General features: G+C 53.0%; 14 protein-coding genes and 1 pseudogene. 9 read left to right on the top strand and 6 right to left on the bottom strand.

Going from position 1 to position 20,878, the window contains the following annotated elements:
- The first annotated feature begins 126 nt into the window (after nucleotides 1-126).
- A pseudogene (rapA, locus tag K6K13_RS18125) lies at nucleotides 127-3,031 on the top strand (RNA polymerase-associated protein RapA).
- 50 nt (nucleotides 3,032-3,081) lie between these two features.
- Entirely contained in the window at nucleotides 3,082-3,735 is a 654-nt protein-coding gene (gene rluA / locus K6K13_RS18130) for a bifunctional tRNA pseudouridine(32) synthase/23S rRNA pseudouridine(746) synthase RluA (RefSeq protein WP_222158229.1), read from the top strand.
- A 37-nt stretch (nucleotides 3,736-3,772) separates the two neighbouring features.
- On the opposite strand, the gene djlA is transcribed toward rluA, so the two are convergent.
- Nucleotides 3,773-4,678 carry a co-chaperone DjlA gene (gene djlA, locus K6K13_RS18135; protein WP_222158230.1) on the bottom strand — a complete coding sequence of 302 codons (906 nt, stop codon included), beginning with the start codon at nucleotides 4,676-4,678 and terminating at the stop codon, nucleotides 3,773-3,775.
- Nucleotides 4,679-4,863: 185 nt separating this feature from the next.
- Here djlA and lptD point away from each other — a divergent pair, with 185 nt between their 5' ends.
- The 6 genes from lptD (at nucleotide 4,864) to apaH (ending at nucleotide 11,684) form a co-directional block, all read left to right on the top strand.
- Nucleotides 4,864-7,230, top strand: coding sequence for an LPS assembly protein LptD (gene lptD, locus K6K13_RS18140; protein WP_222158231.1), 2,367 nt, complete (start codon nucleotides 4,864-4,866; stop codon nucleotides 7,228-7,230).
- Between the two features lie 78 nt (nucleotides 7,231-7,308).
- Nucleotides 7,309-8,616 (top strand): peptidylprolyl isomerase SurA, encoded by a 1,308-nt coding sequence (gene surA, locus K6K13_RS18145; protein ID WP_222158232.1) that lies wholly within the window; start codon nucleotides 7,309-7,311, stop codon nucleotides 8,614-8,616.
- On the top strand, nucleotides 8,613-9,614 hold the full coding sequence (gene pdxA / locus K6K13_RS18150) for a 4-hydroxythreonine-4-phosphate dehydrogenase PdxA (RefSeq protein WP_222158233.1): 1,002 nt from the start codon (nucleotides 8,613-8,615) through the stop codon (nucleotides 9,612-9,614). The genes surA and pdxA overlap by 4 nt, the downstream gene beginning before the upstream one ends.
- Complete coding sequence (gene rsmA, locus K6K13_RS18155) at nucleotides 9,614-10,432, top strand: 16S rRNA (adenine(1518)-N(6)/adenine(1519)-N(6))-dimethyltransferase RsmA (protein WP_222158234.1); 819 nt, start codon at nucleotides 9,614-9,616, stop codon at nucleotides 10,430-10,432. The genes pdxA and rsmA overlap by 1 nt, the downstream gene beginning before the upstream one ends.
- 14 nt (nucleotides 10,433-10,446) lie before the next feature.
- On the top strand, nucleotides 10,447-10,824 hold the full coding sequence (apaG, locus tag K6K13_RS18160; RefSeq protein WP_222158235.1) for a Co2+/Mg2+ efflux facilitator ApaG/CorD: 378 nt from the start codon (nucleotides 10,447-10,449) through the stop codon (nucleotides 10,822-10,824).
- A 2-nt stretch (nucleotides 10,825-10,826) separates the two neighbouring features.
- Nucleotides 10,827-11,684 (top strand): bis(5'-nucleosyl)-tetraphosphatase (symmetrical) ApaH, encoded by an 858-nt coding sequence (gene apaH, locus K6K13_RS18165; RefSeq protein ID WP_222161168.1) that lies wholly within the window; start codon nucleotides 10,827-10,829, stop codon nucleotides 11,682-11,684.
- 45 nt (nucleotides 11,685-11,729) lie between these two features.
- Here apaH and folA read toward each other — a convergent pair whose 3' ends face one another.
- From folA to K6K13_RS18180, 3 genes are all read right to left on the bottom strand, one after another.
- A complete protein-coding gene (gene folA, locus K6K13_RS18170; protein ID WP_222161169.1) occupies nucleotides 11,730-12,209 on the bottom strand; it encodes a type 3 dihydrofolate reductase in 480 nt (159 codons plus the stop codon).
- A gap of 108 nt (nucleotides 12,210-12,317) precedes the next feature.
- Entirely contained in the window at nucleotides 12,318-12,788 is a 471-nt protein-coding gene (locus K6K13_RS18175) for a threonine/serine exporter (protein WP_222158236.1), read from the bottom strand.
- Nucleotides 12,779-13,555, bottom strand: a complete 777-nt coding sequence (locus K6K13_RS18180; RefSeq protein ID WP_222158237.1) for a threonine/serine exporter family protein — start codon at nucleotides 13,553-13,555, stop codon at nucleotides 12,779-12,781. The genes K6K13_RS18175 and K6K13_RS18180 overlap by 10 nt, the downstream gene beginning before the upstream one ends.
- A 232-nt stretch (nucleotides 13,556-13,787) precedes the next feature.
- On the opposite strand from K6K13_RS18180, the gene K6K13_RS18185 reads away from it, so the two are divergent.
- Nucleotides 13,788-14,402: a LysE family translocator gene (locus tag K6K13_RS18185; protein ID WP_222158238.1), complete on the top strand. Its 615-nt coding sequence runs from the start codon at nucleotides 13,788-13,790 to the stop codon at nucleotides 14,400-14,402.
- 82 nt (nucleotides 14,403-14,484) lie between these two features.
- On the opposite strand, the gene K6K13_RS18190 is transcribed toward K6K13_RS18185, so the two are convergent.
- Together K6K13_RS18190 and carB are read right to left on the bottom strand one after the other, a co-directional pair.
- The gene (locus tag K6K13_RS18190) at nucleotides 14,485-17,439 is read right to left on the bottom strand and encodes an OspG family effector kinase (protein WP_222158239.1); all 2,955 of its coding nucleotides are present in this window, start codon (nucleotides 17,437-17,439) and stop codon (nucleotides 14,485-14,487) included.
- Nucleotides 17,440-17,650: 211 nt separating this feature from the next.
- Nucleotides 17,651-20,875, bottom strand: coding sequence for a carbamoyl-phosphate synthase large subunit (carB, locus tag K6K13_RS18195; protein ID WP_222158240.1), 3,225 nt, complete (start codon nucleotides 20,873-20,875; stop codon nucleotides 17,651-17,653).
- Nucleotides 20,876-20,878 lie beyond the last annotated feature (3 nt).

A 20,878-nucleotide genomic window follows, 5' to 3' on the forward strand; every position in this document is an offset into this window, starting at 1 on the left:
CCATACCCCTCTTTTAATGCCTGACTAAAAACGGGTATGCAGTACCACCACTACTCATTCATCTCCAAAGGGATTAACGACAGGCTTTGCGCTGTCCGACAATGACAAATATCGAGCTACGAATTTATGCTTTTTACACTTGGTCAACGCTGGATCAGCGATACGGAAAGCGAGCTGGGACTGGGCACGGTTGTTGCTCTGGATGTACGCATGGTCACACTGCTTTTTCCTGCAAGCGGAGAAAATCGCCTCTATTCGAGAAGCGATGCTCCGATCACCCGTGTCATGTTTAATTCTGGCGATACCGTCACCAGTCACGAAGGCTGGCAGCTCAGCGTCACTGAAACCCGCGACGAAAACGGGCTGATCGTTTATATCGGTGAACGCCTTGATGACGGCACACCGGCAGAGCTGCGCGAAGTGATGCTGGACAGTAAGTTGACCTTTAATAAGCCGCAAGACCGCCTGTTTGCCGGCCAGATCGACCGTATGGATCGCTTTGCCCTGCGCTATCGCACGCGATTGCACCAACAGGCTCAAGCCTTGCAGCCGTGGGGGGGGCCTGCGTGGTATGCGCGCCAGCCTGATCCCCCACCAGTTGCACATTGCACGTGAAGTCGGTCAGAGCCACGCGCCGCGCGTGCTGCTGGCTGATGAAGTGGGTCTGGGCAAAACCATTGAAGCCGGGATGATTATCCACCAACAACTGTTGGCTGGGCGCGCTGAACGTGTGCTGATTGTGGTGCCGGAAACCCTGCAACATCAGTGGCTGGTGGAGATGCTGCGCCGCTTTAACCTGCTGTTCTCCCTGTTTGATGATGAACGCTATGCCGAGGCCCGACTCGACAGCAGTAACCCGTTTGAAACCGAGCAATTGATCATCTGTTCCCTGGGTTTTGTTCAGAAAAATGCGGCGCGCTTTGAACAACTGCTCGCGGCCCATTGGGATTTGCTGGTGGTCGATGAAGCGCACCATCTCGCCTGGAGCGAAGCTGCCCCAAGCCCTGAATATCAGGCGATTGAACAACTGGCGCAGCATATACCTGCCGTGCTGTTACTGACGGCGACCTCTGAGCAACTCGGTCAGGAGAGCCACTTTGCTCGCTTACGACTGTTAGATCCAAACCGTTTCCACGACTACCGTGAATTCGTTAAAGAACAGCAGCAGTATCGTCCGGTGGCGGATGCCGTTGCGCTACTGCTTGCCGATGAAAACCTCAGCAAAGATGAGATGAACCTGCTCACCGAATTGCTGAGCGAGCAAGACTGCGAACCGCTGCTCAAGGCTGTCAATAGCGACACCGCCGATCGCCACGCTGCACGGCAGGAGCTGATTGCCATGCTGATGGACAGACACGGCACCAGCCGCGTGCTGTTCCGCAATACGCGCCAAGGTGTGAAAGGCTTCCCGCAGCGTGTGTTGCACCAGATCAAGTTACCACTGCCCGCGCAATACCAGACGGCCATTAAAGTCTCCGGCATCATGAGTGGCGGTAAAACGCCGGAAGCGCGCGCGCGTGACATGCTGTACCCGGAGCAGATTTATCAAATGCTGGAAGGGGACGATGCCACCTGGTGGAACTTCGATCCGCGCGTTGAGTGGCTGCTCGGCTATCTGACGGCCAATCGCGACAAAAAAATATTGGTGATTTGCGCCAAAGCCGCCACAGCCTTGCAGCTTGAGCAGGTATTGCGCACGCGTGAAGCTATTCGCGCCGCCGTATTCCACGAAGGGTTGTCTATCCTTGAGCGCGATCGCGCGGCGCCCTATTTTGCCTCGGAAGAAGATGGCGCGCAGGTGTTGATCTGTTCGGAGATCGGTTCAGAAGGACGTAACTTCCAGTTCGCCAGCCACCTGATCATGTTCGATCTGCCGTTTAATCCGGATCTACTGGAGCAACGTATCGGACGTCTGGATCGTATCGGACAGACGCAAGAAATTCAGGTGCTGGTGCCCTATCTGGAAAATACCGCGCAAGCGCTGCTGGTGCGCTGGTACCACGAGGGGCTTGATGCCTTCGAACATACCTGTCCAACGGGCCGTACCATTTATGATGCCCATTATGGCACGCTGATTGAACGCCTGAGCGCTCCCACAGAAAGCGATGGGTTGGATGAATTTATTCGCGCATGCCGTCAACAGCACGATGCGCTGAAAGCGCAGCTCGAACTCGGCCGCGATCGCCTGCTGGAAATGCACTCTAACGGGGGTGAAACCGCGCAGGCGCTGGCTCAATCCATTGAGGAACAGGACAACGACGTTAATCTGGTCACTTTCGCCCTGAATCTGTTCGACATCGTCGGCGTGAATCAGGAAGACCGCAGCGATAATCTGATTATTCTGACACCTTCCGATCATATGCTGGTGCCGGATTTTCCCGGCTTGCCGCAGGATGGCTGCACCATCACTTTCGAAAGTGAGCAGGCGCTGTCGCGGGAAGATGCACAGTTTGTCAGTTGGGAACATCCGTTGATCCGCAACGGTATGGATCTGATTTTGTCCGGTGATACCGGTAGCTGTGCCGTATCGTTGTTGAAAAACAAAGCGCTGCCCGTGGGGACATTGCTGGCTGAACTGGTCTACGTGGTCGAAGCACAGGCACCGAAGCAGTTGCAGTTGACGCGCTTCCTGCCGCCTACCCCGCTGCGTTTACTGATGGCTCGCACAGGCAAGAATCTGGCTCCGCAGGTGGAATTTGAAAGCTTTAACCGCCAGCTCAATGCCGTGAACCGCCACACCTCCAGCAAATTGGTGAATGCGGTGCAAGCTGACGTTCACAGTATGTTGCAGCAGGCCGAACCCTTGATTGCCGCACAGGCACAGCAGTTGATTATCGACGCACAACAGCAGGCCGATCTGCAACTGCGTCGCGAACGGGAACGACTGGAAGCCCTGAAAGCGGTCAACCCGAATATCCGCGACGATGAACTGCTAGCGCTGGAAACACAGCGGGAACAGGTATTGCTCAATCTGCATCAGGCCAACTGGCGACTGGATGCCATTCGTTTGGTGGTGGTCTCTCACCAGTAGTCAATAATGCCGGCGGCAACGGCCTCTCCGTTGCCGCCGCAGGAGCCATCATGGAACCCTATAACCCGCCCCTCGATCCCTGGCTGCACGTGTTGTATCAGGATCAACATATTATTGTGGTCAACAAGCCCAGCGGCTTGCTCTCCGTGCCCGGCAGAGCGCCTGAGCATCACGACAGCACGATGAGCCGCATTCAGCGGGATTTTCCTCACGCAGAATCCGTGCATCGCCTCGATATGGCCACCAGCGGTGTGATTGCCGTCGCGTTAACCAAAGCGGCCGAAAGGGAGTTGAAGCGTCAATTTCGCGAACGCGAGCCAAAAAAATCCTATATCGCACGGGTATGGGGCTGGCTGGAGCACGATGAAGGGTTGATCGATCTGCCACTGATTTGCGACTGGCCCAATCGCCCAAAACAGAAGGTCTGTTTTGAGCAGGGAAAACCGGCGCAAACCCAGTATGAGGTACTGGCACGCGAAGCCGATGGCACCACGCGAGTGAAGCTGATGCCCATTACCGGGCGCTCACACCAATTGCGCGTGCACTTGCTCGCACTCGGGCACCCGATCCTCGGTGACGGTTTTTACGCCCATCCAGAAGCCAAAGCTTTGGCACCGCGTCTGCTGCTGCACGCACAGGAACTGGCTATTACGCACCCCACGTTTGGTACGCCGATGCATTTTCGCTGTGAGCCTGATTTTTAAGGTAATCTGGAGAAACGCGGGAAAAAGGGGAAGGACGTTATTTGGCGGCGTGGCTGCTTTTCAAAAACTCATAGGCGGCCTGAATGTCTTGCGCCTTGCGTTTTGCCATGTCCATCATGCGCGGCGAGAGCCCCTTACCCGCCAGTTTATCAGGGTGGTGCTCATTCATCAGTTTACGATAAGCGCGTTTTACCGTAGCCGCATCATCACTGGTGCGCACGCCCAGCGTGCGGCAGGCGCTCTCAAGCGTAGGCCCCCGCGTATAAGGCTCCTGCTGACGCTGCCCACCCTGCGATTGCCCACCATATGACTGGCCGCCGTAGGATTGATTGCGGCGCTGGTAGGATTTGCCATTCTGCTTTGATTGGTGTTGCTTCGATTGGCCCTGTTGCTGAGACTGGCGCTGTTGCCCTTCCATATTACGCATGAAAAATTCGAACTGTTCACGCGTCACGCCCAACTCATCGGCAAACACGTACAGCAACCGCCGTTCGTTCGGGTGCAGCGCACCGTCGTTAAACGCAACCTGAAGCTGGATATCGAGAAACATTCTGATCATATCGAAGCGGCCCAGGCAAGCATCGCGCAGCTTACGCAGTTTGGTGCGTACCGGGAATGCATTTGATTTCCCTTCACGAAAGGCCTGCTGAGCCGCCAAGCGAGCCTCACCAAACAGCTCCAGACGGTCCATCATCAAGGTGGCAGCATGAATATCCGCTTCAGTGACGCGCCCTTTGGATTTGCTCAGGTGTCCCATAGCCTGGAAGGTAGTGAGAAAAAACAGCGACTGTCGGGTAGACTGTGCAGAGAAATAATCACGACGACGCGCTGCCCTGGTTCTGTCAACCATATGGCCCATCAGCACGCCCGTAATCACACCCCACACGCCGCCGCCGGACATAATACCCAGTATCAAGCCCAGCAACTTGCCCCAATAGCGCATATACTTCCTCAAATCCTCATGCCGTCGGCCAAAAATTGCTTTATCATACCCGTCATTTAGCGTTGCACCTAACGGCAGAGCAGAGAAACAGTGGGGAATTTACACTGGCGCAACGTAAGCCAGTGATATAGTCTCTGACCGTTTGCCGGCATGATGCCCTTGATGACGGAACACCGATACCGCGTATGAAAAAATGTTTTCCAACTCTGCTGGCCACCTTGATTGGGTCGGCGCTCTACAGCCAACATGCGTTGGCCGATCTTGCCGCCCAGTGTCGGCTTGGCGTTCCTACGTTCACACGGCCGCTGGTCACTGGCGAGCCTAATACGCTCCCGGTACATATTCAGGCGGACAAAAGCGAAGCTAACTATCCGGATAACGCCCGTTTCCTGGGTAACGTCAACATTGAGCAAGGCAACAGCCGCTTGCAGGCCGATCAGGTTGAACTGCGCCAGACCGGCACTGATGCCACGGGTGCCCCGGTTCGCACCATCACCGCCACCGGCAATGTCAATTATGATGACAACCTGGTCATCCTGAAAGGCCCCAAAGCCTGGTCTAATCTGAACACGCGAGATACCGACGTGTTTCAGGGCGATTACCAGATGGTTGACCGTCAGGGTCGTGGCGATGCCGATAAAATGCAAATGCGCGGTGACAGTCGCTATACCATTCTGGAAAACGGTTCTTTCACCACTTGCCTGCCGGGTGATGATAGCTGGAGTGTCGTCGGTTCGGAAGTGATCCATGACAGGGATGAGCAAGTTGCTGAAATTTGGAATGCGCGCGTCAAAATTGGCGACGTCCCGGTCTTCTACAGCCCTTACCTGCAACTGCCGGTAGGTGACAAACGCCGTTCCGGCTTTTTGATCCCGAATGCCCGCTACAGCGGCAGCAGCAGTTTTGAACTGATCACGCCCTACTACTGGAATATCGCACCCAACATGGATGCGACCATTACACCGCACGTTTTGACCAAGCGCGGCGTACAGTTGCAAAACGAGTTCCGTTATCTGGTCGCACCGGGCACCGGCACGGTGCAGTTGGACTGGCTGCCGAATGATAGAGCCTATCGTCGTGACAATGAAGATGACAAAGATACGCGCAGGCTGTTGCACTGGCAGCACGACGGTATCATGGATCAGGTGTGGCGCTTTAACAGCGATTACACCAAGGTCAGCGATATCAACTATTTCAAAGACCTCGATTCTTCTTACGGCTCCACGACCAGCGGCTACGTGAACCAAAAATTCAGCGTCGGCTATGCCAACCAGGATTGGGACGCGACGTTATCCAATAAACAGTTCCAATTGCTGGCAGCCAACACCAACAATGATGTTTACCGCGCCGAACCCCAACTCGATCTCAACTACTACCGAGAGGATATCGGCCCGTTCGATATGCATCTTTATGGGCAGGCGGTAAAATTTACCAACATGAACAACAACCGTCCCGAAGCGACGCGTTTTCATGCTGAGCCGACGATCAGTCTGCCATTAACCAACCAGTGGGGTAGCCTGAACACCGAAGCGAAGGTGATGGCGACCCATTATCAACAAACCAATCTGCAACGCTTCCGCGCCGATCCCAACCCGCAAATCAGTAACATCAAGCGCGATGCGCTGAAAGACTCGGTCAATCGCGTTTTGCCGCAGTACAAAGTTGACGGCAAACAGGTGTTTGAACGCGAAATGGATTGGTCCAACGCCTTTACCCAAACGCTGGAGCCGCGCGTCCAGTACCTGTACGAGCCTTACCGCGATCAGAGCAGCATTTACACCTATGACTCTACGCTGCTGCAAAACGACTACACCGGCCTGTTCCGCGACCGCAGCTACAGCGGGCTGGATCGCATCGCGTCGGCAAATCAGGTTGCAACCGGTTTGACCACCCGCGTTTATGATCAAAATTTGGTGGAACGTTTTAATGCTTCCGTCGGTCAAATCTATTACTTCGATCGTCCAAGAACCGGGGACAGCACCACGGTCATGGACAAAAGCGACAATAACGGCAGTCTGGTGTGGGCCGGTGACAGCTATTGGAAGATTAACGATCTGTGGGGCATGCGCGGCGGTTTGCAATATGACACGCGCCTCGAGAGCATTTCTCAGGGCAACGCCGTGCTGGAATACCGGCAGGATAGCGAGAAACTGGTGCAACTGAACTACCGCTATGCCAGCAGGAAATATATTCAAAACTCCGTGCAGAATCTGTTGGCAAGCCGTGCCTATCAGCAGGGCATTTCGCAAGTGGGGTTCACCGCCGCCTGGCCGATTGCCGACCGTTGGTCCGTGGTCGGGTCGTATTACTACGATACCAAAGCGAATCAAACCGCCAATCAGCGTATCGGCTTTCAATACAACACCTGCTGCTGGGCCGTCAATATGGGCTACGAGCGGAAAATTACCGACTGGAACACCAATCGGCAATCCAGTGAGTATGACAACAAGTTCTCGATCAACATTGAGCTGCGTGGTTTAAGCAGCAATGAAACGTTGGGTGCGCAAAAAATGCTGCGCTCAGGTATTCTGCCTTATCAGCGCGCCTTCTGATGCGGTCATGCGCGCGTGGAATGAACGGTAACACATCAACTTTTAATCCGCTTTGCGGGTGAAACTAACGGGAAAGGTATGAAGAACTGGAAAACGCTTATCCTCGGGCTGGCCCTCAGCGCCAATGTAGCCGTAGCCGCGCCACAGGTTGTTGATAAAGTCGCCGCCGTCGTGGACAACAGCGTCGTGCTTGAAAGTGATGTCAGCACGCTTTTACAGTCCGTGAAGATGAATGCGCAGCAAGCGGGACAACAGTTACCGGATGAAAGTACGTTGCGCCACCAGATCCTCGATCGTCTGATTATGGATAACATCATTTTGCAAATGGCAAAAAAGATGAATATCCAGATCGGTGACGCGCAGTTGGATCAGGCCATCAACAATATTGCGGCACAAAACCGCATGACGCTCGACCAGCTGAAAAGCCAGTTGGCTTATGAGAATCTGACCTACAGCGCCTATCGCAACCAGATTCGCAAAGAGATGACCATTGCCGAAGTCCGTAATAACGAAGTGCGTCGCCGCATCACCGTCCTGCCGCCGGAAGTTGACGCGCTGGCGAAACAGATCGCCAACCAGACCGGTGAAGACGCTGAACTGAATCTGAGCCACATTCTGATCCCGCTCGGAGAAAACCCGTCGCAGCAGCAGGTGGACGATGCAGAAAACCTGGCTAACTCATTGGTACAACAGTTGAAAGGTGGAGCCGACTTCGCCAAGCTGGCGATCGCACACTCGGCGGATTCACAGGCGCTGAAAGGCGGCCAAATGGGCTGGGGCAAACTTCAGGAGATCCCTTCCCTGTTCGCTGAACGCCTGACGCAAGCCCAAAAAGGCCAGGTGGTCGGCCCGATCCGTTCCGGTGTGGGTTTCCACATTTTGCGCGTTAACGATATTCGCGGCAGTGACAAATCGGTTTCCGTTACTGAAGTACATGCACGCCACATCCTGTTGAAACCGTCCGTCGTGATGAACGACAGTCAGGCACAGGCAAAACTGGAAGAAGTAGCACAACAGATCAAACAGGGAACGACCGATTTTGCGGCGCAGGCAAAACAGCTTTCGCAAGATCCCGGTTCGGCCAATCAGGGCGGCGATCTGGGATGGGCAACGGCGGATATGTACGATCCGTCATTCCGCGATGCACTGATGAAACTGCGCAAAGGGGAAATCAGTGCCCCGGTCCACTCCTCCTTCGGCTGGCACTTGATCCAACTGTTAGACACGCGCCAGGTCGACAAAACCGACGCGGCGCAGAAAGATCGTGCTTACCGTATGCTGTTTAACCGTAAATTCTCTGAAGAGGCGCAAACCTGGATGCAGGAACAACGTGCAGCCGCTTACGTGAAGATCGTTAACGGCAGCGACAGCAGCTCAGCACAATGACCACAGCCACGTCTCGTATCGTTATCACCCCCGGCGAACCCGCCGGGATTGGTCCGGACCTGATCATTCAACTGGCCCAGCGCGACTGGCCGGTAGAATTGGTGGTATGCGCCGACCCGGCGTTGTTGCGCAGTCGAGCAACATTGCTGGGCCTGTCGCTAACGCTGCGAGACTACCAACCCGGTCCCCCCGCGAGCGCGCAACGTGCCGGCTCGTTGACAATATTACCGGTTGCATTATCCGCAGAGGTTTCCCCCGGCGACCTTAACGTCGATAACGGCTTGTATGTTGTAAACACGCTAGCTCGCGCCTGTGATGGTTGCCTGAGCGGTGAATTTGCCGCACTCGTGACCGGCCCCGTGCATAAAGGTATCATCAACGATGCCGGTGTGCCTTTTAGCGGACACACCGAGTTTTTCGCCGATCGCAGCGGCTGCGAAAAAGTGGTGATGATGCTGGCGACCGAGGAACTGCGGGTGGCGCTGGCGACCACGCACCTGCCGCTGGCCGACGTCTCCCGTGCCATAACCCGCGACAGTCTGCATGAGGTGCTTACGATTTTGCAGCGCGACCTCCAGCAGAAATTCGGGCTGGCACAGCCGTGCATTTACGTGTGTGGGCTCAATCCCCATGCGGGTGAAGGCGGCAATATGGGACGAGAGGAGTTGGATATCATCATTCCTGCGCTGGATGAACTGCGCGCGCAGGGGATGAATCTGGTGGGCCCACTGCCCGCAGATACGCTATTCCAACCCAAATACCTGAAAGAAGCAGACGCCGTACTGGCGATGTATCACGATCAAGGGCTGCCGGTATTAAAATACCAGGGGTTTGGTCGAGCGGTTAACATTACGCTAGGCTTACCCTTTATCCGAACCTCTGTCGATCACGGCACCGCGCTCTCTCTCGCGGGAACGGGTGACGCAGAACCGGGCAGCTTTATCACGGCATTGCAGCTTGCCATCAACATGACTCAACACCATAACGAAACACCGTAATGAATAATCGCGTCCATCAAGGCCACTTTGCCCGTAAGCGTTTCGGGCAGAACTTTTTAAACGATCAGTTCGTGATCGAAAGTATTGTCTCCGCCATTCATCCCCAGGCCGATCACGCCATGGTGGAGATTGGTCCCGGCCTCGGCGCATTAACGCTGCCCGTTGCCGAGCACCTTACCCAGTTTACGGTTGTCGAACTGGACCGCGATCTGGCGGCTCGATTAACGGTGCATCCGCAACTCAAAGATAAACTTACCGTTATTCAGCAAGATGCCATGACGGTGAATTTTGCCGAGCTGTCGCAGCAGATTGGTCAGCCCTTACGCGTTTTTGGTAACTTACCTTACAACATATCAACGCCGTTGATGTTCCATCTGTTTAGCTATACTCACGCTATTCGCGATATGCACTTTATGTTGCAAAAGGAAGTGGTGAACCGCCTTGTCGCTGGCCCGAACAGCAAAGCCTATGGCCGGTTAAGCGTGATGGCACAATACTACTGCCAGGTGATCCCGGTGCTTGAAGTGCCACCTACCGCGTTTACACCACCGCCCAAAGTGGATTCTGCTGTCGTACGTCTTGTTCCTCATGCCGTACAGCCTTATCCTGTTGCTGATGTCCGCGTACTGAGCCGTATTACGACAGCCGCCTTTAACCAGCGCCGCAAAACATTGCGCAACAGCCTGGGTAATGTGTTCAGCGTCGAGCAGCTTGTCGCGTTAAAGATTGATCCCGCTGCCCGTGCGGAAAATGTCTCTGTAGAGCAATACTGCCGGCTGGCCAACTGGCTGTCTGAGCATCCGCCAACGCAGGAATAACTGGAAGTGTCGCGATGATTAATACGCCCCGTGTTTGTGTTCAGGTCCAGAGTTTTTATGTTGAAGCGCAGTCCGAGCCCGATGAGAGCCGCTTTGTCTTTGCTTACACCATCACAATCCGCAATCTGGGGCGTAATCCTGTCCAACTTATTGGGCGTTACTGGATGATCACCAACGCCAACGGGCGTCAAACCGAAGTTCAGGGCGAAGGCGTGATCGGGGAACAACCGGTGATCGAGCCTGGCAGTGAATTTCAGTACACCAGCGGTACGGTGCTGGAAACGCCGTTGGGCACCATGGAAGGCCATTACCACATGGTCGATCACCAGGGCGATGCCTTTCAGGTTCCTATTTCTGTTTTTCGTTTAGCGATCCCCTCACTGATACATTGATGATGTCTACCTACTTAATTGGCGATGTTCACGGCTGCTTTGACGAGCTAATGGCGCTATTGGCACAGGTTTCTTTCAATCCGGCGCACGACAGACTGTGGTTTACCGGCGATCTGGTAGCACGCGGTCCGGCCTCATTGGAGGTGCTGCGCTATGTGCGTTCGTTAGGCCCCGCTGCACAGATGGTACTGGGCAACCACGATCTTCATTTGCTGGCGGTTTATGCTGGCATCAGCAGGAACAAGCCGAAAGACAGGCTCAACGATCTGCTGAACGCACGGGATGTTGATACCCTGATCAACTGGCTGCGTCGCCAACCGGTGATGCTGGTCGACAACGATCTTAAACTGGTGATGGCCCATGCCGGTGTAACGCCGCAGTGGGATTTGGAGACGGCACAACTGTGTGCACGTGAAGTGGAAGCCATACTCAGCAGTGACAGCTATCCGCTGTTCTTGGACGCGATGTACGGTGATATGCCCAATCACTGGAGCCCGGAGCTGAGTGGTTTACCGCGTCTGCGCTTTAGCACCAACGTGTTTACCCGTATGCGTTACTGCTTCTCTGGCGGACAGCTAGACATGATATGCAAAGAAGCCCCTTCTCAGGCGCCTTCACTGCTCAAGCCGTGGTTTTACTTGCCCAGCCCTATCGTGGAAGGGAATGCTGAAACACCGGGCTACGCCATCGCATTCGGCCACTGGGCCTCTTTGGAAGGAAAAGGGACGCCAGATAACATTTATGCGTTGGATACGGGGTGCTGCTGGGGAGGCGAACTGACAATGTTGCGCTGGGAGGATAAGCAGGTTTTCACTCAGCCATCGTTGGCGCAGGACATGACAGCCGTCGGCGCAGAATAAATAAAGCACGCGCGACCTGACTGTGCCGCGCGTGCATCTATTGGGTTAACGCCGTTCGAGAATCTCAAAGCAATAGCTGTGCGAATTCTTTTCATCCGCATCATGAAACTCGCTGAATACCGATGACCACGCATCCGGCTCGTACTCAGGGAAATGGGTATCCCCTTCTACTTCAGCATCAATATGCGTCAGATACATACGGGAAGCCTGGGGCAGCATTTGCTGATAAATACTGCCGCCACCGATAACCATCACCTCTTCCGCGTCTGAAGCAGCCTCAAGCGCCGCCTCCAAGGTCGACACCCAGGTCACACGCTCATCGTCGCCAGCGCGGCTGCTGACAACAATATTTTTTCTCCCCGGCAATGGCTGGCCGATAGAGCGAAACGTGTTACGTCCCATAATAATGGGCTTATTTAACGTCTGGCGCTTAAACCACGCCAGATCCGCAGGCAAATGCCACGGCATGGCGTTTTCCATGCCGATAACACGATCCACCGCCAGTGCTGCAATCAAACTAATCACCATGGTAAAGCCCTATAGCTCAAAAATTGCAGACACTATACGGAAAGGTGATGGGTACGTCGATACGGCGATTTTCTGATGGACAAAATAAGCAAAATCTTAATGCCGCTACACGCCGGGGCGTTTGCGATACAACCAAATCCCCGGCAGCGACAGCCCGATTGACAGTGCACCAACAATAAAAGAGGCCTTGAGGAAATGCGTGATCAGCACGCGCATCAACGCTTCGCTGTAGCCCTGATGGGAAAGCGCCACCAACGAGATCATCGCCGTATACGCTGAGATACCGGGGAACATCGGAATCACCGCTGCAACGGTAAACACTTTCGGGTGCGCCAACAGCCAGCGCGACCAACGAATCCCGATCACACCGATCAATATGGCCGCCAGAAACGATCCCCATTCGATGGGCATACCCATTTGCACGCACAGGAAACGCACGCCGTGCCCCACGCCACCCAGCAGTGCGCAATACGGCAACGCCTTGACCGGTACATTGAATACCATAGCAAAGCCCAGCGCAGGCACTGCCGCCAGCAAAATATCCTGCAAGAGCCCCCACAGCAGCATTAAGCCCATGTGCGTAACCCCCATATTGCCATTGCCGCCACTACGCCAATACAGGTTGCCAACGTCAATAGGCTGGCAACCGCCCAGCGCGCCAGTCCGGTATTCACATGCCCTTTAAACATATCCGCTACCGCATTAATCAGCGGAAAACCGGGCACCAGCAGCAACACACTGGCCGCCATCGCCACCGTCGAGGTTTGATGAAAAGTGGGAACGCGCAGCAGCAGCCCGGATACCGACGTGGCGACAAAAGCAGTAATACAGAAGTTGATCAAGGGATTGAGATGGCGCGAGGTCAATACCTGACGCACATACATTGCGACACCGCTGGCAAGCATGGTGACCACAAAAGCATCCCAACCGCCGCCGTTGAGCTTACTGAAGCAACCACACGAGAGGGCAACAATGGTCACCACTAGCCAGCGCGGATAGCGCAGCGGCTTGATGCCCGTCAGGCGTTTCTCAACGCCAGCCACATCCAGCAGCTTGTGCTCGGCCATGATCACGACATGCTGCACTTCCGTTACCACATGCATGTTGATGCCACGATCGACGTTCTTGCGCGTCGAGGTCAGGCAGTGTCCATTCATGATGGTGGTAAGGACGATGGCGTTGGCAGAAATGGAGCTTTCTACGCTATCCACCCCGAGCGCCAGCCCGAAGCGCGAAGAGAGTTGCTCAACTACCGTGCTCTCCGCACCGTGCTGTAACAGCATCAGTGCGCATTGGATACACAGCCGGGTAATTTCCCGCTGCTGTGGTGTTTCGCTGACCATACGAAGACCCTGACTGATAAAATTAAGAGACTCTGAATAATTTGAAATAATGATGGATATATACCCTACGGGTAGATAACCATAAATAAAGCAAGGAGACTTGTTAACACAACGCGCTCTGATTGCCAATATTGCCGATAAGAATAAAATCTTATGAGTGCATCACGCGCGTTAGCGCGTTAAGATCGGCCACATACCCTTTTCCGCTTCGTCACCCATTTGGACGCTGTTGATGCTTGAAACCTCACTGTTTGTCGCCACCATCGCGACGCTGGGTATGCTCTCGCCCGGCCCCGACTTCTTTCTGGTGATTAAAAACGCGGCCCGCTATGCGCGTCTGCCAGCCATGATGACCGCGTTGGGCGTCATCACCGGTGTCGCAACGCATATGGCCTATTGCGTCGCTGGATTAGCCGTGGTGATCACCACCACACCGTGGCTGTTTAACATTTTAAAATATGCCGGCGCGCTTTACTTGATCGTGATCGGTATTCAGGCATTACTTTCTCGGGGTGGCAGCAAGCTCAATGTTGCTTCGCTCCCGCGCCAGGAAGTCAGCTTGAAAAAGGCCTTCCTGCAAGGCTACCTGTGCAACCTGCTTAACCCCAAAGCCACGCTGTTCTTTCTAGCCATGTTCACTCAGGTGCTGAGTACCCACTCCAGCGTGGGAGAAAAGCTGTGGTATGCCTTTATTATTTGGGGACTGGCTGCGGTATGGTGGCCCCTGCTGGTACTGCTGTTCCAAAGCGGCCCGGTGCGCCGTGCATTGGAAAAAGCGCAAAAACTGGTAGATAAACTGCTGGGTACGGTGCTGATTGCACTCGGCATCAAGGTAGCGTTGGGGTAACACATTCCCTCATCGAACGGACAGTAAAAAAAACCAGCGTGCAAGCGCTGGTTTTTTTATAGCCTATCCACTCATCCCACACTTATTCCGCATTACGCTGCTTTCTTTTCTTCGCCGCGATATCGTTCAATACTGAAGACCAATTCTTTTCATCATAGTTATTTATGGCTATTTTTTCATTGATATCTGACTTGAAGAATTTTTCTTTAATATTATTGATATCTATCGGGAAAAAGGATTGTGAGCTCGAATCCCACAGCACATTTTCAGAATGCAGGTCATCATGCATAATGCCCAGCTTGTTAAGCCTCTCTATCATATCGACAAACTTTTCCTCGGCATTATTCGGTAACGAACCGGGAGGCAAGGCGCTCAGTGTTTCCCCAGGAATTTTATACATTCTGACATAAGAAACGCCTTCCTCATCCACCAGGTGCATGGCGGCGTCTTCCCCGTAATAGCGTCTAAAGACCTCGGCCTCATGTTTGACGGCCTCTGCGATAGATTCCCCCTCATTTTCCAGGTAAACCTTTATCAGATATGCGTTATCATCCGCATCAATAAACACTTCCCCGTTGGTCCCCTCACCGACGAGCTTACCTACATTAAAATCAACTTTAAGCTCTGGGAAATCGGGCCTCATTAAGGTAATGGTATCCATAACCTGTGAAGTCCCTGGCTCTGGCGGATAGTCTTTTTTTAACCTTTTAGCCCAAGGGGGAATCTTACCCGTTTGTTCAACCTCCAATGCAAAGGCATAGTCATTAAAGAGCCCCTTCTCCTGAAAACGATACTCAGAGAGTAATTTTTCCGCTGAAGCCTCGCTAAAGCCGTCAACCTCTTTAAGTACGCTGAGCGCCGTTTTTCTTTTTCTCCCCCCCATACCTACCGCCATAATATTCTGCAACCTTTCGGCGATATTCTCTTTGTAAAAGGTATTATTCTTCAGTCGAAGAACCATCTTAGGGTCATGCACCGCTTTAATCAGCAGAAAACGGTTATTGCCCACCTTTTTGACACGAATAAATTGGCTGTTGATATTCAAATAACTCTGGTTACTCTCGTTCCATAGCAACCCATTCTTATCTGGAGAAGAGAGATGCGTTACATCAATATTCTGCGTAAACATATCTGCGGTGATCTGTTTTTCAAGCGAACGGGATACATGAACAGAGGTTGGACGCTCAAATACCCAGCGCCTACCGTCCCAGGATATCAAATAATGTTCCTTATCCGGATAATGACTGTTGTATACCTCATAATGAACGCCTCGCCCGGGAGAAACGACTTCTCTCACCGGCACAATGTCTCCGTTCATTTCAATATACCGTCCCCAGGTGTAATGTGAAGTGTCGTCAATTTTTTCTGCACGATATATCTTTCCCGAACCATAATACCGTGGGTTATTATTGGTGCAGGGAATATAGTTGAACCCCCTGTCTGGTTCGATGCGGAGCGTGTTAATTATATTTTCCTGTTCGTGGGTAAACACTGGATGCTGGTTATGCGTACGCATGTGCCAGGTGTTGGATAATGGTTCAAGGTATACCGGCACAAACTCGTGGGAGCCTGAGGCTTTTCTTAGCACGATCTCAAACTTTCCCTCGCCATTTTTGTTCAGATCGTAATATTCGCCGTACAACGGTATCTGCTTTTTCCCTTCCCTCACCTCAACATTAAGGTTGGCGGTATCGAAAGTGTCAGCATATCGCCACGCAAGCGTCTCCTCATCGACAATCACCTTTCTCTGCAATAACTCAGGCTTTATCGCATAAGGGTGATATGTCATAAATTCATTGGGTTTATCCGTTGGTTTCAGGAAGATCTCTCGGCCTTCGGTATGGATAGCGGTATTACCCGGTTGAAGTTCAAGTAAAATTTCTTTCTTTATCCCGTTTTGCGGATTGCGAACATAATAAGCTGCTCTTTGCTGACCCGGAGTGGTATGCAGCAATTCAGTCGGTTTCACTTTTCGGGTAACACCGCGGAATTTGAACGAGATACCACCAACATCAAGAGATGTTGCTATCTCAGCAATGTTCAACCGACGAAACCGCTCGGCACAAATTTCATCACCTTGATTTTTATAGTACTCACGGCGTTTTGCATTCGCAATGAGCTTACCAATTAACGGTTTTATCCCCAGCGTCAGCAGATCGGTTACAAAATTTAATCCCGCAGCTGCGCCCCTGGCTTCAGGCAACGGTCCCCCCTCGGTGTCATCATAAATCATCCTAAAGGGGTTCTCTGCTCTCTGGGCTTGAAATAAAAGCAGTTTTCCTTCGTTCTCACCGCTAGCATTGAGTATCTCTTCCTCAAAGGCGCAGTGTTCTTTTATATGTTCTCCGGTTCGAGGATCAAACTCAGGCAGTAACGCTCGCTTTATTCTATCGGTACTCTCCCTTAGTGGAGCAATAAAGACTGGACCGGCTTTTGCCCATTGCTGCAATGACAGTTCAAGGTCCTGACCTTCCTCAAGGCTTAACTGCCCATCAGACACAAGATAGTGTTTAATGGCTGCAATCAGCGCATTCTTTTTTTGATCGTCAAAGAGAATATGACTATTTTGATTAATAAAAACAATACTATTGCTATTAGCATATGATGCCCTTTCCTGTTCTATTTCTGGCAACAACAAGGACCGAGAGGAAACCGGCCCATCGTCAGCAAAAGACACAGAAACCGGATTGCTGTCAATAAAATAATTACGTTTAGCAAGTGCGGAGTCATTATCCATAATGGACAATAAATTCTCTTTATAAGCAAAAGAGGCAGCGCCAGTTCGGTTTAAAACGTTAAACAACAACATGAGTTGAAGGGTCGTTACCATTGATCCTTTTCGGGCAAAAACTGGGGCTGGTGATGGGCTAAAAATTCTCGGTGAGTTTTGAACGTGGCTAATGTGGGAACTAAAATCATGAACACTTACAGAGGAATTTGAATTAATTGATTCTAAAACTTTCTCACGCTTATTCTTGCACGGTTTATCAAGATAACATGCTGTAGATAGACGATGCTGTATAGCTGAAACAGGCATTTTTGACTCCATTCAAAAAGAATGGACTATAGGCATCACGTTTATGCCATCGTTATAAAAAAATAATCATCGCTGATGGAATCAGACTATTTTCTCGCTTCCTTTTAAGATAGGCTTATTATTAATAATACGATATAGATATGAACAGTTCTATTATTTCCGCCCATAAAAAAGCCAGCGCGCACGCTGGCTTTTTCTGGGTTAGCGTAGATTAACCTTTAATTTGCGCGTGCATTTCCTGCACCGAGGTTACCTTCTCGGTCGGATCCGCATTGAGCGCCATCGCCGTGGCAAAGCCACCGTTCATGGTCGTATCGTAGTGCACCTTGTACTGCAACGCACTGCGGCGAATCAGCTTGGAATCTTCAATCGCCTGACGCCCTGCGGTCGTGTTGACGATATAGGTGTACTCGCCGTTCTTGATACGGTCCTGGATGTGCGGACGTCCTTCATGCACCTTATTCACCAGACGTGGGTTGATGCCCGCTTCACCCAACTCAATGGCGGTACCGTGCGTCGCATCCAGCTCAAAGCCGTGTTTTAGCAACTTGGCCGCCAGATCCACAACGCGTGCTTTATCGCCTTCACGAACCGAAAGCAAGGCACGTCCGGATTTCTTCATCGGTGAGTTGCTGCCCAGCATCGCCTTGGCGAACGCCTCGGCAAAGGTAAGGCCCACACCCATCACTTCGCCGGTAGAGCGCATTTCTGGCCCTAAAATCGGGTCAACGCCGGGGAACTTGTTAAACGGCAGCACCACTTCCTTCACCGAGTAATACGGTGGGATAACCTCTTTGGTGACACCCTGCTCCGTCAGTGTCTTGCCCGCCATCACGCGTGCGGCCACTTTCGCCAACGGTACGCCGGTCGCCTTGGAGACAAACGGAACGGTACGCGCGGCACGCGGGTTCACTTCAATCAGGTAGACTTCGTTGTTCTTCACGGCGAACTGCACGTTCATCAATCCACGCACGCTCAGTTCGAACGCCAGTTTTTCTACCTGCTGGCGCATCACATCCTGAATTTCTTTGCTCAGCGTATAAGCCGGCAATGAACAGGCAGAGTCACCGGAGTGCACGCCTGCTTGTTCGATGTGCTCCATAATGCCGCCAATCAGCACGCGTTCGCCGTCACAGATAGCGTCCACGTCCACTTCAATGGCATCATCAAGGAAACGGTCCAGCAGCACCGGCGCATCGTTGGACACGCTGACCGCATTCTGGAAGTAACGGCGCAAATCGATTTCGTCGTAGACGATTTCCATCGCACGGCCACCCAGCACGTAGGAAGGACGAACCACCAGCGGATAACCGATGCCGCGCGCTTTTTCCACCGCTTGTTCGATGGAGGTTACGGTGGCGTTTTCCGGCTGTTTCAGACCCAGACGATTCACCGCCTGCTGGAAACGCTCACGGTCTTCTGCACGGTCAATCGCATCCGGACTGGTGCCAATCACCGGCACACCCGCAGCTTCCAGCGCACGCGACAGTTTCAGCGGTGTTTGACCACCATACTGCACGATGACGCCTTTCGGTTTTTCAATACGGACGATTTCCAACACGTCTTCCAACGTGACGGGCTCGAAATAGAGGCGGTCAGAGGTATCGTAATCGGTTGAAACCGTTTCCGGGTTACAGTTGACCATGATGGTTTCATAACCGTCTTCACGCAGCGCCAGCGCCGCATGCACACAGCAATAGTCAAACTCAATGCCCTGTCCGATACGGTTCGGCCCACCACCCAACACCATGATCTTGTCGCGATCCTGATTCGGGTTAGCCTCACACTCTTCATCATAGGTGGAGTACATATACGCGGTATCGGTAGCGAACTCTGACGCACAGGTATCCACACGTTTGTAGACCGGGTGCAGATCGTATTTGTCGCGCAGTTTGCGAATTTCGTTTTCAGACACACCGGCCAGCTTCGCCAGACGCGCATCGGCAAAGCCTTTGCGTTTCAGGGTACGCAGGAAATCAGCCGTCAGCGCCGTCGCGCCCTTCTCAGCAACCTGCTCTTCTAAACGCACCAGTTCCTCAATCTGCACCAGGAACCAGCGATCGATGTTGGTCAGGTTAAACACGCCATCCACAGACATGCCAGCGCGGAAAGCATCCGCCACATACCAGATACGCTCAGCACCCGCGTCTTTCAGCTCGCGGCGGATTTTGGTCAACGCTTCCGGATCGTCCAGATCCACTTTTGGGTCAAAGCCGGTAGCACCGACTTCCAGACCGCGCAGCGCTTTTTGCAGCGACTCTTGCTGGGTGCGGCCAATCGCCATCACCTCACCGACCGATTTCATTTGGGTGGTCAGGCGATCGTTAGCTCCGGCAAATTTTTCGAAGTTAAAGCGCGGGATCTTGGTAACAACATAGTCAATGGACGGCTCGAACGACGCCGGGGTGCGACCGCAGGTGATGTCGTTCATCAGCTCATCCAGCGTGTAGCCCACAGCCAGCTTGGCGGCAATTTTGGCAATCGGGAAGCCCGTCGCTTTGGAAGCCAGTGCCGAGGAGCGCGATACACGCGGGTTCATTTCAATAATGATCAGGCGACCGGTTTTTGGGTTAACCGCAAATTGCACGTTAGAGCCGCCGGTTTCTACCCCAATTTCACGCAGCACCGCCATGGAGGCGTTACGCATGATTTGGTATTCCTTGTCCGTCAGGGTTTGCGCTGGCGCAACGGTGATAGAGTCACCAGTGTGGATCCCCATGGCATCCAGGTTTTCGATGGAACAGACAATGATGCAGTTGTCTTTCTTATCGCGCACCACTTCCATTTCATACTCTTTCCAACCGATGAGGGACTCATCAATCAGCAGCTCTTTGGTCGGTGACAGATCCAGACCGCGTGCGCAAATTTCTTCAAACTCTTCACGGTTATACGCGATACCACCACCGCTGCCGCCCATGGTAAAGGAGGGACGGATAATGCAGGGATAGCCCACATCGGCGGCCACGGCCAGCGCTTCTTCCATGGTATGTGCAATGCCGGAACGCGCGGTTTCCAGACCAATTTTCTTCATGGCGATATCGAAACGGCGACGATCTTCCGCTTTATCGATAGCATCAGCGGTGGCACCGATCATGGTAACGCCAAATTCCGCCAGCACACCCTGACGCTCAAGCTCGAGCGCACAGTTCAGCGCCGTCTGACCGCCCATGGTCGGCAGTACCGCATCCGGGCGCTCTTTTTCGATGATTTTGCGCACCACTTCCCAGTGTATCGGCTCGATATAGGTCGCATCGGCCATTTCCGGATCGGTCATGATAGTCGCTGGGTTGGAATTCACCAGGATGACGCGATACCCCTCTTCACGTAACGCTTTACACGCTTGCGCACCCGAGTAGTCGAACTCACAGGCCTGACCGATAACGATCGGGCCAGCACCAAGGATCAGGATGCTTTTAATATCAGTACGTTTTGCCATTTT

It is taken from the genome of Symbiopectobacterium purcellii (assembly GCF_019797845.1).
Taxonomy (GTDB): Bacteria; Pseudomonadota; Gammaproteobacteria; order Enterobacterales; family Enterobacteriaceae; genus Symbiopectobacterium; species Symbiopectobacterium purcellii.

Bases quoted from the DNA above. Each gene is read 5' to 3' on its own strand.
- rluA (WP_222158229.1), top strand. From the start codon at position 3,082: ATGGAACCCTATAACCCGCCCCTCGATCCCTGGCTGCACGTGTTGTAT.
- djlA (WP_222158230.1), bottom strand. From the start codon at position 4,678: ATGCGCTATTGGGGCAAGTTGCTGGGCTTGATACTGGGTATTATGTCC.
- lptD (WP_222158231.1), top strand. From the start codon at position 4,864: ATGAAAAAATGTTTTCCAACTCTGCTGGCCACCTTGATTGGGTCGGCG.
- surA (WP_222158232.1), top strand. From the start codon at position 7,309: ATGAAGAACTGGAAAACGCTTATCCTCGGGCTGGCCCTCAGCGCCAAT.
- pdxA (WP_222158233.1), top strand. From the start codon at position 8,613: ATGACCACAGCCACGTCTCGTATCGTTATCACCCCCGGCGAACCCGCC.
- rsmA (WP_222158234.1), top strand. From the start codon at position 9,614: ATGAATAATCGCGTCCATCAAGGCCACTTTGCCCGTAAGCGTTTCGGG.
- apaG (WP_222158235.1), top strand. From the start codon at position 10,447: ATGATTAATACGCCCCGTGTTTGTGTTCAGGTCCAGAGTTTTTATGTT.
- apaH (WP_222161168.1), top strand. From the start codon at position 10,827: ATGTCTACCTACTTAATTGGCGATGTTCACGGCTGCTTTGACGAGCTA.
- K6K13_RS18175 (WP_222158236.1), bottom strand. From the start codon at position 12,788: ATGGGCTTAATGCTGCTGTGGGGGCTCTTGCAGGATATTTTGCTGGCG.
- K6K13_RS18180 (WP_222158237.1), bottom strand. From the start codon at position 13,555: ATGGTCAGCGAAACACCACAGCAGCGGGAAATTACCCGGCTGTGTATC.
- K6K13_RS18185 (WP_222158238.1), top strand. From the start codon at position 13,788: ATGCTTGAAACCTCACTGTTTGTCGCCACCATCGCGACGCTGGGTATG.
- K6K13_RS18190 (WP_222158239.1), bottom strand. From the start codon at position 17,439: ATGCCTGTTTCAGCTATACAGCATCGTCTATCTACAGCATGTTATCTT.
- carB (WP_222158240.1), bottom strand. From the start codon at position 20,875: ATGGCAAAACGTACTGATATTAAAAGCATCCTGATCCTTGGTGCTGGC.